The sequence below is a fragment of the Pelosinus baikalensis genome, assembly GCF_020819555.1.
GTDB classification, from domain to species: domain Bacteria; phylum Bacillota; class Negativicutes; order DSM-13327; family DSM-13327; genus Pelosinus; species Pelosinus baikalensis.
On the sequence record NZ_JAJHJB010000014.1, the window covers coordinates 1 to 15884 of the forward strand.

Consider the following 15884-nt stretch of genomic DNA (forward strand, 5'->3'; position numbering starts at 1 on the left):
TTGTCTCATTCCTGATCGCAGGCTTGTTTTATTCCGGAACGGCGGTGACGGCAGAGCTGATGTATTCGGTGAAGGTGATAGCAGGAATTTTATTGCTGCTGACCACTTTTGTTCTGTTTCAGAGCTTTCGCCACAACTTTCGCGCTGTCTTTACCACCCAGGTATTGGGAACAATGATTTTTTTCACTGTTTTAATGACTCAAGTCCTGCCCATTATTACTCCTGGGCTTTCGGTGAAATCGTTTGTTCATGAGTTTCAGGAGTATTATGACGGACAGGCTCCGGTTTATGTTGAAAAATTTTACAGGCCGGGCTTTATGTACTACAGCGGTATAGCAGGCATTGAACTAAGCCAGGAGAATTTGGCGGCAGTTATAGCCAGCGAAAAAGACACAGCGTATTTGGTTATGAAAAAGAAAAAGTACGGGCAACTGCCCCCGGCAATTCAAAATAAACTTCGTCTACTTGTTGTGCAAGAGGATAAAATTCTTTTAATCCATGAAAACAAGTAGATGTCTTTAGAAAGGATTTATAGCAATGAAATTATTTGATGATGTAAGCAACTTTACCGCTTCCCCTAAAATCTATGGGGTCCTGTTTCTGATTTCGTTTTTTGGTTATATGTTTTTTAACCAAGCCATACCCATCACCGATCCGGTGGAATCGAACTATACGCTTACAGCAAAAGAAATGGTGTTGTCAGCGGACTGGGTGTCACCAAGGATTTATGGAAATGTCTGGTTTGATAAGCCAATATTTTTTTACTGGCTTACGGCATTATCATTTCAACTCTTTGGTTTTTCAGAGTGGGCAGCTCGGTTGGCGCCGGCTTTGTTTGCTGCCGTGGGAGTCGTGCTGCTGTATTGGTTTGTAAGCAAAACCAATACGCGAAGGTCCGCATTATTGGCAGTGGTGATTATGGGAACGTCCTTCGAGTATATATTGTTGGCTAAACTAGTGATTACCGATATGGTGTTCTTTGTGTTTAATTGCGCTGCTCTGGGATTTTTTTATCTGGGGTATGTAAAAATGGATGGCACCAAGCGATGGTATCTAGCTGCCTATGTCAGCATGGCGCTGGCTGTATTGACGAAAGGGCCGATTGGCGCTCTGCTGCCTACTCTAGTTATGCTGTTAGTTATTCTGTTGCAGCGCAATTGGACGGAACTTAAAGAAATGTATCTGCTGACAGGAGTTTTGCTCTTTGCCATTGTGGCGCTGCCCTGGTACGCTGCCATGTATACCTTGCACGGTATGGAGTTTATCAATAACTTTTTCGGTGTTCATAACTATCTTCGGGCAACCGTTTCCGAACATCCGAAAGATAATGTGAGCTACTATTATCTTGCTGTATTTGTGCTCAGTATGCTGCCTTGGTCTGCTCTGGCCGTAAAAGCTTTGATCCAAGGATATAAAGACTTGCGTTCCCGGAAGTCCCCGCTGCTGTTATTCCTTTTTCTGTGGATAGCTGCTTATTTTGGCTTTTATTCGCTAATGGCCACTAAATACCTGACCTATACGTTTCCCATCCTCTTTCCCGTGGCAATCCTAACAGCTATTCAACTGGAGCGGATGCTAGCGCAGGGGAAAACGAAGGAAATTTTCTACTGGATAGGGGTTCCTGCGGCCTTGCTCATGGTTGGATATATGATAGCGGCTTATCGCTATCTGGCGGGGTGGGAACTTGGCCTGGCTACAGCCGGTCTGCTACTGTTTCTGGTATTCAGCGTGTGGAAAGCAAGAAACCGGACTGCGGTCGATGTTTTCAAATTGCTTTGTCTGTGCCAATTGGGGTCATATATCATACTTTCCCTGTTTATATTTCCTGCCATAGCGGAAAGCCGGTCAGGAAAAGAGATTGCTAAAAGCATGGTCGATCTTGGAGTGGAGAAGATAGGGATGTATCAGTTTTACAGTACTTCGGCGGTTTTTTATAGCGGCAAGGTCGCAATCAAGCTTATACCGTCAAGTGAAGTGACTTTTCGTCAGGCGAAAGAGCTAGACTGGTCAAGCAAATACACCATGCCGACCCAGGGGATAGTTGAATTTGGGGCGAAGCCCCCGTTATCTGATCGTCTGATTATCGTGAGAGGTAAGCAAAGAGAGCAATTTCTGCTGGAGACAGCTAGGTTTAATTATCAATTGCTAAAAGATAGTAAAGGCTTGTCTTATTATTCTATTAAGGAATAAGGGACGTTGCTAATGCTGAATGGGACAGGGGGACAGATTCCTTGTCCCATTCTTTCTAATTCGCCCGGCATGTGTATGACATTGGGAACGGAAAACCTCAAAGGGGCGGTTCCGTTGAGGTTTATGCAAGAAATGAGAACATCAATGAGGTGTTAAAGTTCACTTGTAAAAACAGGGACAGGGATGTTGTTTCAAGAAAGGAGAAGTGATAAAAGAGAGTAAGAGGTGAAAGTTGTGGCAAGAAAACCAAGAGAAAAAAGCAACAGCGGAATATATCATATCATATTACGTGGAATCAACCGGCAAAGCATATTTGAGGATGATGAAGATCGGCAGAAATTAATCGAGGTTCTGGCGAAATCCAAAGAAATGAGTCAATGTCGAGTTTTTTCCTACTGCTTAATGGATAATCATGTGCACATCCTATTACAAGAAATCGAAGAATCTATTAGCATGATGATTCAGCGATTCAGTTCGAGTTACGTGATCTGGTACAATGGTAAGCATGAAAGATGCGGTCATTTATTTCAAGAGAGATTTAAAAGCGAGGCTGTAGAAACGGATAGTTATTTCTTAACGGTTTTGCGATATATCCATCAGAACCCCATAAAGGCAAAAATCGTAAAAGATGTAGCGAATTACAAATGGAGCAGCTATAGTGAATATACAGAGAGCGGACAGATTGTTGATAAAGAATATGCCTTAAATATGTTTTCGGACAAACCCGATGAAGCAGTTGTGCGATTTGTAAAGTTTTTAAGAGAAGCGAACGAAGATATTTGTCTTGAAATTCCGAGGATCAAAGTTAATGTAAGTGATGATGACCTTCGACGAATGGTCCGACAGGAATTTGGAATTGACGCAATAAAAATTTGCAATGAAACGAGGGAAAAACAAGACATTATATTGAAAGTAATGAAAGAAGTTGTCGGCACGAATATACGCCAGATAGCACGTATAATGGGGTTATCGTCAACAAGGATCTGGAAGGTCTGAAACAGAGTCCCTGTCCCTTTGTTTCTACAACATTTGTGCATGAAAAATCTTTGAAAAATTACTTCCTAATAGTATATAAAAACCTTTTCTGCGAATAAAAAGAGCTGATCAGTATCCTTGCAGGAGTTTTATATTTTAATGGCAAATAGAATAGAAATATGGTATTGCTTTTCAAAGAAAAACTTCTATTTATGTATTGTGTACATGATATAAGGAGATGGGAGTGACTCAAAAGTACTGTTCCTTTGAATTTTATATCCAACATGAATTTAAATAAGGAATAATATCCATAAGGCAATATCGGGAGATGGCTAGAGGGTATGTTTAGTTAATATTTGACGGTTTCAAGTGAGGGGGCAGTAATTATTTCTGATGAAGAACTTGCAAGGCAATTGCAGCAGGGAAAAGAGACCGCTTTGGAGACTATTGTTTCTCGCTACCATATATAAAGAGAATCTACTAGGCAAAGCGTATTATGAGGATGTGAAACAATTTTGGCTGCAGTATAAGCCAGTGCCTAACTTGGTGGCCGGCGAGGATGGGGATAGAAACCAGGCCGGGGGTGACAACCTGGTTGTAAAAGAGGTTTTTTTAATCCTTGATGATATTAGACAATCAGAGATCGGTGATGAGGGCGTAAAATCCTTTATGCAAAAAGTTCATGCGCTATCTATTGACACATACGACAGAGAGCTTGAGTGGCTCGATATGCTTCACATTATGGATGATCTTGGACAAGAGCTTTTACAAAAAGGCTATTCGATTCAGCAAGTCAATCGGATTATGGCAGAGCCAAGGCAAAAGGCGGAAACTATGAATTCCCTAAAATTATCTTCTGTGGAAGAAGCAAGGTCATTTAGGCTTAGGGTTCGTTGATGAAAGTGTTGATTGAGGATAAATAATAAATATATGTATGTATACAGACAAGGCACTTTTTTAGGTGCCTTGTTTTTCTATGAAAAATTGAACTTACTTTGAACCAAAGCTAATTCATTCTCGTATTTATTATGGAAAACAAAAATTGGGGAAGTAGGTGATTTTTTTTGAAGCGTTTATGGTTGATAGTTACTGTTTTCCTTTTAACTTTAGGAAATACCAGCGTTGGACTGGCACAGTGGGCTGGAGTTGAGTTACCTGCTGTGACTGGACCTTATGGGGTAGGAACAGTGGTTTTGCCGATGGTTGATTCGGGAAGGCCTGGAGTTTATGCCGATGGAAGTTCTTCTGAACACCGGGAATTTATGACTCAGATCTGGTATCCGACGGATCTAGGAGTCGATGGACCCAAGAGTACATATATGGATGAGGCTTCCGCCGAGTATATGCTAAAGGAAATCAATATGCCCGAAATAGATAAAAACATCCGGTTTCAGATTAAGACCCATGGGGTGGTTGGTGCGCAAGTTGCGGCTGGCCGCGATCGGTTTCCTGTGGTAATCTTCTCGCCGGGATGGCGGACCAGCTACTTCCTATATCAAAGCATTCTGGAGGATCTCGCTTCCCATGGATATGTCGTGGTGGGGGTAAACTCTCCTAATAGCGCGGGAATCGTGGCATTCCCAGATGGACATGTTCGTGTGACACCAGAAATCGAAGATAAAAGCGTTAAGGTACAATATAATCAGGATGTAGCAGATGATCTAAAGTTTGTAGCCAAGCAGTTATGGGTGCTTGACAGTAATTCACAATTACCGCTGAACGGACGAATTGATTTTGGACGTGTTGGTTGCTTTGGACATTCTTTTGGTGGCGCAGCGGCGGTTCAGGCCAGCATCCAAAGCATACGGCTCGCTGCCGCTGCAAACTTTGACGGTTCCCTGCGGGGAGAAGATTATAAAAAAAAGATTTCCAAGCCGATGATGATGATTTGGTCTGAGGTACATCCCCAAGGAGATTTGACAATGAGAACAATCTGGGGAAATCTACCTAAGGGGAGTTATCAGGCTCAGGTGAAAGGAACCAATCATATGAGTTTCAGTGATTATATGTTGGTAGTGAAATCAATAGGACTATCGGAAGCGGATGATAACCCTAATTCCATTGATTCGACTCGTGCGCTTCAAATTAGTAGGGACACTGTGCGAAGCTTCTTTGACGTGAATCTTAAACATGCCGATTCCAACCAGCTGAATAGGATAGGCCGGGAGTATCAGGAAGTTAAGCTTGAAGAAAAACGCAACTAATTTTAGATAGCAAAAGATATAGGAAGGGTAGAATATTTGATGAATGTAGGTTTTTTATTTGATTTTATTTTGGGGGTGTCAGATAATCCTAGTGTTGGGCTGACGCAGTGGAGAGGGTGTTCCTTACCTGCTATGACAGGACCTTATGGAGTGGGCACAGTGGTTTTACCGATGGTTGATTCGGGACGTTCCGGAGCTTATGCTGATGGAAGTACTTCCGAATATAGGGAATTTATGACACAGATATGGTATCCGGCGAATAGGGGAGTAGGTGGACCTAAAAACATATACCTAGATGGGCCTACTGCCAAGTACATACTAAAGGGGACGAGTATTCCGGAATTAGATGAAATATTCCGGTTCCTGATTAAGACTCACGCAGTGGTTGGCGCGAAAATGGTGACTGACTGTGAGCGGTTTCCAGTGCTAATCTTCTCGCCAGGATGGCGGATGAGTTACTTTATATATCAAAGTGTTTTGGAGGAGCTTGCTTCTCACGGATATATTGTGATTGGGGTGAACTCCCCCAATAGTGCACTGATCACATCTTTCCCAGACGGACATTTTCGTGTAACGCCAGATATTCAAGATGAAGGCGTTAAAGAGAAATATAATCAGGAAGTAGTAGATGATTTAAAGTTTGTAGTCAATCAGTTGATGGCACTTGACAGTAATCAACAATTGCCGCTGATCGGACGAATCGACTTCGGGCGTGTTGGGTGTTTTGGGCATTCTTTTGGTGGTGCAGCAGCGGTTCGGGCCGGTAGCCAAAGCTTACGGGTGGCCGCGATTGCAAACTTTGACGGTTCACTTCGGGGAGAAGATTATAAAAAAGTTATTTCTAAACCGATGCTGATGGTATGGTCTGAGTTACATTCCCAGGAGGATATGACAACGGAAGCGATCTGGGAAAATATTTTCCCAGGCAGTTATCAGATGGGGGTGAAAGGAACGGATCATATGAGCTTTAGTGATTACATGCTGATAGGGCAATCTATGTTGGGACATTCATTATCGGGAAATCCTGATCCCATTGATCCGGCTCGGGCGATTCAGATTACTCGGGATTGTATACGGACTTTCTTTGATGCTAAGCTTAAACATGCTAATCCGAATGAGATGGATAAGATAGCTAGCGGATATGGGGAGGTAAGGTTGAAAAAATCATAATGAAAAAAAGTGCTATGTGATGCTGCCAATCATAAAAAAAATTGCTGTTACTGAACTTATTTGCTGATATATATAGTTCTCTTACAAAACTATAAGATATGTGAACGATTAGCTTATGTAGATCGTATAAGTAGAGGATGGATAGCTTTGGTGGAATTGTTAGCACTAGTTACTGCAAAATAGAAGGTAGGGAGGAGAGAAAACCGTTTTGAATTACCTTACCATCTATCTATACTATATACGAGCTAGGGAGGGCATGAAAATAAAAAAGTATCTGTATTGACATTATTAGTAGCTACCGTATCTTTTACTGCAAGTGTGTTTGCAGCACCGCCAGTAACCGAGTTTAACAATAGTAGTGGGAGTATTGGTTTTTCGCAATGTAATTATAATGGCGAATTTGCAGGAAAAGGCAAAGAAAAAATTAAGGCAAAAGACTTTTACGGATCTTATGTATTAAGTGATAATCTGGCATTTACTGCAGATATTATGCATTCTGGTACAAAAAATATTACGGGTGTGGGGGATACTTCTTATCGGTTTAATAAAATAGGAGTTCAATATAAAATGACTGATAATATCTCGTTTTTGGTAGGGAATCTAAACAGAAATGTCTCTGTTAAAGGTGTCGATGATAGGAAAAACAGTCTTTATGCGGGAGCCTCTGTTGGTCAAAGACTCAGTGACAATATGAGTGCATATGCAAGTTATGTATTTGCTTCGAAGTATTCTGATTACAATCTAGGTATAATTTATGATATTACTAAAAATATTTATTTTGACGTAGGATACCGGAACATAAAGGCAAAAAATATAGGAGCATTCGTAGATAGAGATTTTACAGCCAAAGGAATTAATTGGTCAGTTGGATATAAAATATAGCCGCTAAGTTTAGATATCTTGATATCATAATAAAAAAGCTGCTATTTTACGTGAGTGCATTACGTAAAATAGCAGTTTTTTTAGCATATTTAGAGCTTTACATAATTTTTTTAATGGACATCAGATTTTCTTCTATAAGAGATGGCTTTAATGCCTCTCTAACATCTGCATCAATTGAATCAAGCATGGCAAATCTTTTTCTATAGAGATTGCGTTTATGTGAATCTACTTCTTCTAGACTTTTCCGAAGCTCAATGAGTGGTAGAGTGAAGAAACGTGAGTCGCTACATACTTCTCCTTGTGTTTCTTTCCAAAAATCATCCAACGATGTCTTGAGCCTTCGCTTAGAAGAAATGTGATGACTGGCCTGAAATCCATGATTAGATACCGCATAAATTTCTTCAAGTTGTAGCTGCTGAGCGATCGTACGCAAAACATAAATCATAAGGTTTTTCGGCCGATAACCGAAAAAGTGCTTTGTCAAATCACGGTTGGTTTGTAAATCCCCTTTTGAGCCTTGAAAAGCACCAATCCATAGTGCCTTTTGTCCCTTTATGTCTGAGGCGATCCAGAAAGTTACCAAATAAATTTTCTTTCCTCCCATAGTAAGTGTAACCGTCATTAAACCTTCTTTTCGATGACTGCGATTAAAATGCAGTATTAGTGAAAGAGTATCATGTTTATATTCCTGACTCCACAGTGGAATGCCTTCCCCAAAATAGATGTGCTGCAATGCCTCTTTGGAGAATTTGCTTTCAAAAAACAGGAAACATTCTTTCAACAAGGCTATTCTTTCCTGCATGGTAGAGTCATAATAAAACCATCGACGTACCGCTTGCTCAAGGATACATGTATTCGTATTTACAATATCCCGCCTTAGTGAATTTGTCATAAAAAAATCTAATAGTTCTGCCATCAGTTTATAATTGGCCAATGACTGGATGATAAAAACCAATCTACGACAATAATTTAAATGGAATGCATATGCTGACGAAGTACCCCAGGCTCTTCGATGTTGAATAAAGAAACTCAATTTATGTCCAAAATCTATATATTTATGTAACATAGGTTCTCCTTCTAATAAAATTAAAAAATCTAGCAAAATATAAGTGCTCTTAATTACACCTGAAATTCTCTGGAGAAGTGGCTACTTCTGAAGCAAAGTCTATCTTATTTATCGGTTGTGTCTTCCAACGGTTATGAAGCCAGAACCACTCACTAGGACATTTGCGAATTTGTTGTTCGATTATGGAAGTAAGTTGTTGCGTAATCTGAATAATGTCTTTTTCACGGTCGGCCGTCTTCAGCGGGCTGATAGGTTTGTAAAGGCTTATAATAGGTATTCCAGCTTCAGTTTCCGATATCATTATAGGCACGATAGGTGCATTGTTCATCCAGGAAAGTACTGCTGCCCCTTTTGCCGTTGACGAGGGGCGTCCCAGAAAATCGACAAAAATACCATCGCGGTGAGCATCTTGATCCATAAATATGGAGACCGCTTTTCCCTGATTTAAAAGACGTAGGACTTTGCGAACGTTAGTTTTATACGTTACGTGAATTCCTGCACATGTTCGATACTTATTAAGTATTTGATCTCCGAAGGAATTGGTTTGTTTTTGTACCACAGCCACTAACGGGATTCCACTGATAGCCAATGCTGCACCTGCTATTTCCCAATTACCGAAATGCGCTGTTGCCAAAATGACCCCGCGTTCATGTGAAAGCGCTTCTATCAAATTTTCTTTACCGCAAATAGTTACGTAAGAACTGATATTTTCTTTATTTAGCTTTGGTATCAATAGCATTTCCATGAACATCTTACCGAATCGTTTCGTACTGAGATATGCAATTTCTAAGGCTTCCTTCTCATTTAGTGCTAGAGCGTCCATAATATTTTTTACGGACATTTTTTTGCGATACTTCGGTAAAATAGTCCAAAACAGTTTTCCCAAAAGGAGCCCGACACCTATGAATAGTTGTCGTGGCAATGAAATAACGATAAAGGCAATAACTGTTATAATTCTTACCATAATATAATCCCCCTAATTGATAAATATACTGCTGATATAGCCAATAATTATATTACGATTCCTATAAACATATAGTTCACTAATTCATCCTACTACAGGGGAATTTGTTATTGGACGCACAAGGAGATTGTTTTTTTGAATCGGTGTGACAATTGTAAATGAAAAAAAGGAAGCAGCGCAGTGATGCTACTTCCTTTTTAAAAGTTTATAACATTGTTTAAGGTTTTAACTCTATTTTTGGCTTGTACGGATCAAGGTTAATGTAAGTGATGATGACCTTCGATAAATGGTCCGACAGGAATTTGGAATTGACGCAGTAAAAATTTGCAATGAAACGAGAGAAAAACAAGACGCGATATTGAAAGTAATGAAAGAAGTTGTTGGCACGAATATACGCCAGATAGCACGCATAACAGGGTTATCGTCCACAAGGATCTGGAAGGCATGAAACGGAGTCCCTGTCCCTTTGTTTTTGCCTTTGTTTTTGGGATACTGATGCTATATTCTTTGAAAATATCTAAAACTGCATTTTTTTGTACTCTACGGGTGTACAGCCTTTTAGCTTCTTAAAAGTTCTGTTAAAGGTAGCAATGCTGTTAAAGCCAGAGGAAAGGGCAATTTCGGTAATGGACATGTTATGAGCAATTAATAATCTAATTGCTTTTTTTATACGGCGTTCATTTAAATAGCTCAAAAAATGATTACCTGTCATTTCCTTAAAAATTCTTGAAAAATGGTATTCGCTAAAACCTGCGGCAGAAGAAACATCTTTAAGGGAGATGTCATTTTGATATTGTTCTTCAATATATTGAAATGCTAAATTTAATTTCTCTAAAATATGAAATTTTTTATTGCTGCTGCTGGATATTTCAGCATTGATATTGTTACAAACACTGCGGGATAATAACACCAGAATGTCAAATATTCGGGCATTTAGATATAGTGTATATCCCAATGCTCGATGCTGGTATTCATTAATTAGGGCAATAATGTTTTTTTCTAATTCGGTGTGCAATAAGGGGTCTTCTTTGGCAGAGATGAATTTTGTCATGGATAAAAAAGGAGTAAGCTGATGTGCTTGACCAAACACATCCAGTGTGGAGATTTCAAATTGAATAAAAAAACGATTTCCTTTGTTATTACGGGTATGAAAACTATGAATATCCCCACCAGCAATAAATAGAATATCTTTTTCACACATCGTATATTCTAGACCATTTACCGTAGCCCTATAGTCGTTTTCGACTGGATATACCAGTTCAGCAGCATGATGCCAATGCAAAGGCCAATCAAAGTTATCAAATGTATTTAATTCAATACGAAAGGGATAGGTTTCGGTATATATATCTTTTTCATGTAAGCCTTCTATGATCATAAATGCACTCCTAACTTATAATTTTACCCAAGATTAATTGGAAGACTATAAAATGGATCATCAAGAATATGGCTTAATTTTATTAGAAGATGTAATGGTTTCCTATGTAAAATACCATCAAGCAAGAAGTGATGATATTGCAGCAAGAAATGAGAATATTAAAAAAAATTAAAGTATTATACTATAGATTATAAACTAAAAGTTTCTGTTAGTGTTGCATTATTTAGGACAGAGATCTTATATTTTTTGATGAGCATGAAGCAAATAGCAATGGCGTGCAAGGGGATGAGAGAATGGAAATAGTTGATTATCAAGATGAGACATTGAGTTTTGAACAACGGGCAAAAGATTTAGTTTCAAGGATGACACTAGAAGAAAAAGTAACCCAAATGGTATACAGTTCACCAGCTATTCCTAGGTTAGGTATTCCGGCTTACAATTGGTGGAGTGAAGCACTGCATGGTGTTGCGCGAGCAGGTGTTGCTACTGTGTTTCCACAAGCAATAGGACTGGCAGCTACTTTTGATGAGAATCTGATTTATGATGTGGCCGAAGTAATTTCAATTGAAGGCAGAGCTAAATTTCACGAATTTCAGAGAAAAGGAGACCATGGTATATACAAGGGGTTAACATTTTGGTCTCCGAATGTCAATATTTTTCGAGATCCCCGATGGGGACGCGGGCAGGAGACTTTTGGCGAAGATCCCTATTTGACAGGGCGATTAGGCGTGTCCTTTATAAAAGGGCTACAAGGGCAGGATAAAAAATATTTAAGGGCGGCCGCCTGTGCGAAACATTTTGCCGTCCATAGTGGTCCGGAAAGCGAGCGACATAGTTTTGATGCTGTGGTTTCACCAAAAGATTTGCGAGAAACATATCTGCCTGCTTTTAAAGAATGTGTGAAAGAAGCAAATGTGGAAGCGGTAATGGGGGCATATAACAGGGTTAATGGTGAGCCTTGCTGTGGCAGTAACATGCTTTTAAAAGAAACATTAAGACGAGAATGGGGCTTTACTGGACATGTGGTATCAGACTGTTGGGCGATAAAAGATTTTCATGAAAACCATAGAGTAACCAGCAGCGCACCGGAGTCAGTAGCAATGGCGTTAAACAACGGTTGTGATTTAAACTGTGGCAACATGTATCTTAATTTATTGATTGCATATCAGGAGGGGTTAGTAACCGAGGAAGCCATAAATACGGCAGTAACAAGATTAATGCTCACCAGAATGAAACTAGGCTTGTTTGATGCTGCTGAGAACGTTCCATATACCAATATTGGCTTTCACCAAAATGATTGTCAAGAGCATCGAGAGTTTGCCTTAGAAGTATCCAAAAAAACCTTAGTACTACTAAAAAATGAAAATAATTTACTGCCCTTAGACCGCAATACAATATCATCCATTGCAGTTATTGGACCTAACGCTAATAGTAGAGAGGCGCTTACCGGCAATTATTGTGGTACAGCTTCGAATTATATTACCGTATTGGAAGGAATTCGCGAAGCAGTAGGAAAAGATACAATAGTCTCTTACGCCCAAGGCTGCCATTTGTATAGAGATAAGGCAGAGAACTTGGGAGAGGCGCGGGATCGATTTGCTGAAGCTGTTTCTACTGCAGAGCGAGCGGATATTGTCGTCATGTGCATGGGACTGGATGCGAGTATTGAAGGGGAAGAAGGCGATGTTTCCAACGAATATGCTAGTGGGGATAAATTGGGGTTAAATTTGCCAGGATTGCAGCAAGAACTGTTGGAAGTGATTTATAAAACAGGGAAACCGATCATTTTGGTGCTTCTTGCAGGAAGTGCTTTGACTGTTACCTGGGCTGCCGAGAAGGTGCCTGCTATTATACAAGCTTGGTATCCAGGAGCAGAAGGGGGAAAAGCGTTGGCTTCGGCGATTTTTGGTGAATATAGTCCTGTAGGTAAACTACCAATTACCTTTTATCGTACTACAGAAGAACTTCCTGAGTTTACAGATTACTCCATGAAAAATCGAACTTACAGATACATGACAAAGGAAGCTTTATATCCTTTTGGCTACGGACTTGGTTACACTACTTTTGCATATCGGCAGTTGCAGCTAAATCGTACAAAAATTTCTGCTGGGGAAAATGTTCAATGCTCTGTATTGGTTAAAAATACTGGGAATTTTGCATCTGATGAAACAGTACAGTTGTATATAAAAGATGTGAAGGCGAGCGTAGAAGTTCCTATTTGGGAATTACAAGGCATACAAAAAGTCCATTTGCTGCCTGGCACAGAACAAGAAGTATTCTTTGCCCTAACCCCAAGACAATTGGCACTGATTAATGAGGAAGGTAATTGTATATTGGAGCCTGGTGTATTTGAAATATATGTAGGCGGCTGTCAGCCGGATGCTAGGAGTCTTCAATTGCTGATTGGCAGGGTGATGGAAAAAATAGTATTAGAAGTTGTCGGAGAAGCTATAGAACTGGAGTATTAATGGGTTTTGCTATGAGGATATAAGGGGGATAACGTTTGATGCAAAAGAGACTGAGAATGGCAGGAATTGAAAAACGTTTTCCGGGTGTATATGCTCTAAGGGGTGTAAATCTTGAAGTTAACGCGGGAGAGGTACATGGACTCTTAGGTGAAAATGGTGCAGGAAAGTCAACACTTATGAAAATTTTAGGCGGAATTTATCCTCAGGATAAAGGGGAGATATTCATTAATGATGTTGATTGTACCGTTATGACACCAGAAAGAGCACAAGCACTGGGAGTCGGTTTTGTTCATCAAGAACTGAATCTTGCAGAAGCCTTAAATGTGGCGGAAAATATTTTCATGGGAAGAATGCCCTATAAAAATAAACTGTTAGGAATTATTGATTATCAAGAATTGTATAGGAGTACGCAAGCCATTCTAAAAAAGCTTGGTTCTAAAGTAAAGCCTACTGATATAGTGGGAACGCTGCCTACAGCGCAAAAACAGCTGTTAGAGATCGGCAGAGCAATTAGCTTGGATGCAAAAATCGTTATATTTGATGAACCAACTACTTCATTAGGTAATGATGATGTAGCCGCATTGTTTAAAATCATTAATACATTGAAACAAGACGGGGTTGCCATCATCTATATATCACATCGACTAAAAGAAATTTTCGAGATATGTGACCATGCCACCGTATTGCGGGATGGTCAGTATATAGGGACGGTTGATGTGAAAAGTGTGTCCCAGAATACCTTAATTACGATGATGGTTGGTCGAGATATTACAGAGTTATTTCCTAAAGAATATGGTAATATCGGGGAAACTATCTTGGAAATACAGGGATTATCGGACTATGCAGGCAGGGTCAAAAGTGTTTCATTTTATGCTAAGAGAGGTGAAATTGTTGGTTTTGCTGGTCTGGTAGGATCAGGTAGAACGGAAATCGTAAGAATGTTGTTTGGTGCAGATCCCATATCCCAAGGAACTATTAAAGTCAGGGGAGAAAAAGTCACGATAAATACGCCTAAAGATGCGATAAATCAAGGGATTTGTTTGCTTACCGAAGATAGAAAAGGCCAAGGATTATCATTGATCATGTCGGTAGCGGAAAACATCAACATGCCCAATATGCAAGATGCTATTTTAAAGCATAGCAAGCTTAAGGCAATTGCTGAAAAATTCAGAGTAAGTCTGCGAATTAAAACCGCATCCGTAGATACTGCGGTCGGTAATTTATCAGGCGGAAATCAGCAAAAGGTCGTTTTGGCTAAATGGCTAAATACTGCCTCAGAAGTATTTATTTTCGATGAGCCCACGAAAGGAATTGATGTGGGGGCTAAGGCTGAAATATATCAAATTATGAATCAATTAGTGAAAGAGAACAAGACTGTAATTATGATATCTTCTGAACTTCCCGAACTTTTGGGCATGGCAGACCGAATTTATGTCATGTGTGAGGGAAGATTAACAGGAGAAATATTGAAACAGGATGCAACGCAAGGGAAGATTATGGCGTTTGCTACCGTAGGGGGGCATCATGTTGAACCCAAAGCTCAATGACGGTTCATCTATATTTAGGAAAATAGATAGTAAGGATTTATTTCTGAAGTATTCCGTGTATATCGTCTTGGTTGTGTTAATAATTGCTTTTTCATTGATTAGTCCATTGTTCTTAAGCCAAGCTAATATTGGTAATTTTTTTCGGCAAGTTCCAACGGTTGGAATCGCTACTGTTGGGATAACGATGTTGTTAGTAACTGGAAGAGTCGATCTGTCAGCAGGAAGTATCGCAGCTTTTGCAGGAACGGCTGCTGTTTTTCTGGCTGTAAAAGGTTTTTCACCTCCTGTGGTCATTTTAGCAGCAATTGTGATAGGAATGTTTTGGGGATTTATCAACGGTTTCTTTATTGTAAGATTTAAGTTAGATTCATTTATCTTGACATTAGGTACTGACTATATGATTCGTGGTATTATCCTCTTTATAACCAATGGTATCTATGTGAAAGGTGTTCCCGATTGGTTTTATTTGTTATCCAATACGAAAGTGGGTGTAAATTTTATTTTCACAAATACCCTTGTTTTTGCAGCAGTGGTAATCGCTTTGACCTATGTGATGAACCATACTCGTTTTGGACGCTATTGTTATGCGGTAGGTTCTAATCAGGAAGCTGCTAGATTATCAGGAATTAACATTCAAAAACACATCATAAAAGTATATATGCTGGAAGGAGCTCTAGCGGCTCTGGCGGGTGTACTTTTAATGTCCAATCTAAATGTTGGAGCGCCAAGCGAAGCCGCTGGCGTCGGCTTATTTGCTATGGCTGCGGCAATCATTGGGGGTGCAGCTTTCAGTGGTGGTGTCGGGAATATCCCCGGAGCAGTTGTTGGTATTTTTACTTTAGAAATATTTCGTAATGGACTGGCTATTTTGGGTTTAAATTCTTTTATACAACAGGCTGTTACTGGCGGTATTATCGTTATTGCCGTAGTTGTAGATTACTATCGCCGCAATAGATAAAGGTAATACATAAAACACAATCAAACGTTATTAGGAGGTGTAATTTGGCAGATACTTTTAAAGCAGCATGATAGCTGCTAGCGGC

The 15884-nt window shown here is 39.8% G+C and carries 12 protein-coding genes and 1 pseudogene; 10 read left to right on the top strand and 3 right to left on the bottom strand.

The genetic code is table 11. The features are described from left to right. The 7 genes and pseudogenes from LMF89_RS11340 to LMF89_RS11370 form a co-directional block, all read left to right on the top strand. Nucleotides 1-512 (top strand): annotated as a pseudogene (locus LMF89_RS11340) (ArnT family glycosyltransferase); the annotation flags it as partial. A gap of 25 nt (nt 513-537) precedes the next feature. Beyond that, nucleotides 538-2190: an ArnT family glycosyltransferase gene (locus tag LMF89_RS11345; protein ID WP_229535172.1), complete on the top strand. Its 1653-nt coding sequence runs from the start codon at nt 538-540 to the stop codon at nt 2188-2190. 234 nt (nt 2191-2424) lie between these two features. Further along, the gene (locus LMF89_RS11350; protein WP_229535173.1) at nt 2425-3186 is read left to right on the top strand and encodes a transposase; all 762 of its coding nucleotides are present in this window, start codon (nt 2425-2427) and stop codon (nt 3184-3186) included. Nucleotides 3187-3558: 372 nt separating this feature from the next. After that, nucleotides 3559-4062, top strand: coding sequence for a hypothetical protein (locus LMF89_RS11355; protein ID WP_229535174.1), 504 nt, complete (start codon nt 3559-3561; stop codon nt 4060-4062). A gap of 167 nt (nt 4063-4229) precedes the next feature. Continuing rightward, entirely contained in the window at nt 4230-5369 is a 1140-nt protein-coding gene (locus LMF89_RS11360) for an alpha/beta hydrolase family protein (protein WP_229535175.1), read from the top strand. A 39-nt stretch (nt 5370-5408) separates the two neighbouring features. Further along, nucleotides 5409-6539 carry an alpha/beta hydrolase family protein gene (locus LMF89_RS11365; RefSeq protein WP_229535257.1) on the top strand — a complete coding sequence of 377 codons (1131 nt, stop codon included), beginning with the start codon at nt 5409-5411 and terminating at the stop codon, nt 6537-6539. A 279-nt stretch (nt 6540-6818) separates the two neighbouring features. Further along, nucleotides 6819-7421, top strand: a complete 603-nt coding sequence (locus tag LMF89_RS11370; protein WP_229535176.1) for a porin family protein — start codon at nt 6819-6821, stop codon at nt 7419-7421. Between the two features lie 97 nt (nt 7422-7518). Here LMF89_RS11370 and LMF89_RS11375 read toward each other — a convergent pair whose 3' ends face one another. From LMF89_RS11375 to LMF89_RS11385, 3 genes are all read right to left on the bottom strand, one after another. Further along, entirely contained in the window at nt 7519-8487 is a 969-nt protein-coding gene (locus tag LMF89_RS11375; RefSeq protein WP_229535177.1) for a DUF535 family protein, read from the bottom strand. A 49-nt stretch (nt 8488-8536) separates the two neighbouring features. Beyond that, nucleotides 8537-9451: a lysophospholipid acyltransferase family protein gene (locus LMF89_RS11380; RefSeq protein ID WP_229535178.1), complete on the bottom strand. Its 915-nt coding sequence runs from the start codon at nt 9449-9451 to the stop codon at nt 8537-8539. Between the two features lie 517 nt (nt 9452-9968). Further along, nucleotides 9969-10826: a helix-turn-helix transcriptional regulator gene (locus LMF89_RS11385; RefSeq protein WP_229535179.1), complete on the bottom strand. Its 858-nt coding sequence runs from the start codon at nt 10824-10826 to the stop codon at nt 9969-9971. Nucleotides 10827-11119: 293 nt separating this feature from the next. On the opposite strand from LMF89_RS11385, the gene LMF89_RS11390 reads away from it, so the two are divergent. Genes LMF89_RS11390 through LMF89_RS11400 form a run of 3 tightly spaced genes read left to right on the top strand, consistent with a single transcriptional unit; the run spans nt 11120 to nt 15799 of the window. Beyond that, on the top strand, nt 11120-13294 hold the full coding sequence (locus tag LMF89_RS11390) for a glycoside hydrolase family 3 C-terminal domain-containing protein (protein ID WP_229535180.1): 2175 nt from the start codon (nt 11120-11122) through the stop codon (nt 13292-13294). A 38-nt stretch (nt 13295-13332) separates the two neighbouring features. Next, a complete protein-coding gene (locus tag LMF89_RS11395; protein WP_229535181.1) occupies nt 13333-14841 on the top strand; it encodes a sugar ABC transporter ATP-binding protein in 1509 nt (502 codons plus the stop codon). Further along, the gene (locus tag LMF89_RS11400; protein ID WP_229535182.1) at nt 14819-15799 is read left to right on the top strand and encodes an ABC transporter permease; all 981 of its coding nucleotides are present in this window, start codon (nt 14819-14821) and stop codon (nt 15797-15799) included. The genes LMF89_RS11395 and LMF89_RS11400 overlap by 23 nt, the downstream gene beginning before the upstream one ends. The last annotated feature ends 85 nt before the right edge of the window (nt 15800-15884 follow it).

Bases quoted from the DNA above. Each gene is read 5' to 3' on its own strand.
- LMF89_RS11395 (WP_229535181.1), top strand. From the start codon at position 13,333: ATGCAAAAGAGACTGAGAATGGCAGGAATTGAAAAACGTTTTCCGGGT.
- LMF89_RS11400 (WP_229535182.1), top strand. From the start codon at position 14,819: ATGTTGAACCCAAAGCTCAATGACGGTTCATCTATATTTAGGAAAATA.
- LMF89_RS11380 (WP_229535178.1), bottom strand. From the start codon at position 9,451: ATGGTAAGAATTATAACAGTTATTGCCTTTATCGTTATTTCATTGCCA.
- LMF89_RS11375 (WP_229535177.1), bottom strand. From the start codon at position 8,487: ATGTTACATAAATATATAGATTTTGGACATAAATTGAGTTTCTTTATT.
- LMF89_RS11355 (WP_229535174.1), top strand. From the start codon at position 3,559: ATGAAGAACTTGCAAGGCAATTGCAGCAGGGAAAAGAGACCGCTTTGG.
- LMF89_RS11365 (WP_229535257.1), top strand. From the start codon at position 5,409: ATGAATGTAGGTTTTTTATTTGATTTTATTTTGGGGGTGTCAGATAAT.
- LMF89_RS11385 (WP_229535179.1), bottom strand. From the start codon at position 10,826: ATGATCATAGAAGGCTTACATGAAAAAGATATATATACCGAAACCTAT.
- LMF89_RS11345 (WP_229535172.1), top strand. From the start codon at position 538: ATGAAATTATTTGATGATGTAAGCAACTTTACCGCTTCCCCTAAAATC.
- LMF89_RS11390 (WP_229535180.1), top strand. From the start codon at position 11,120: ATGGAAATAGTTGATTATCAAGATGAGACATTGAGTTTTGAACAACGG.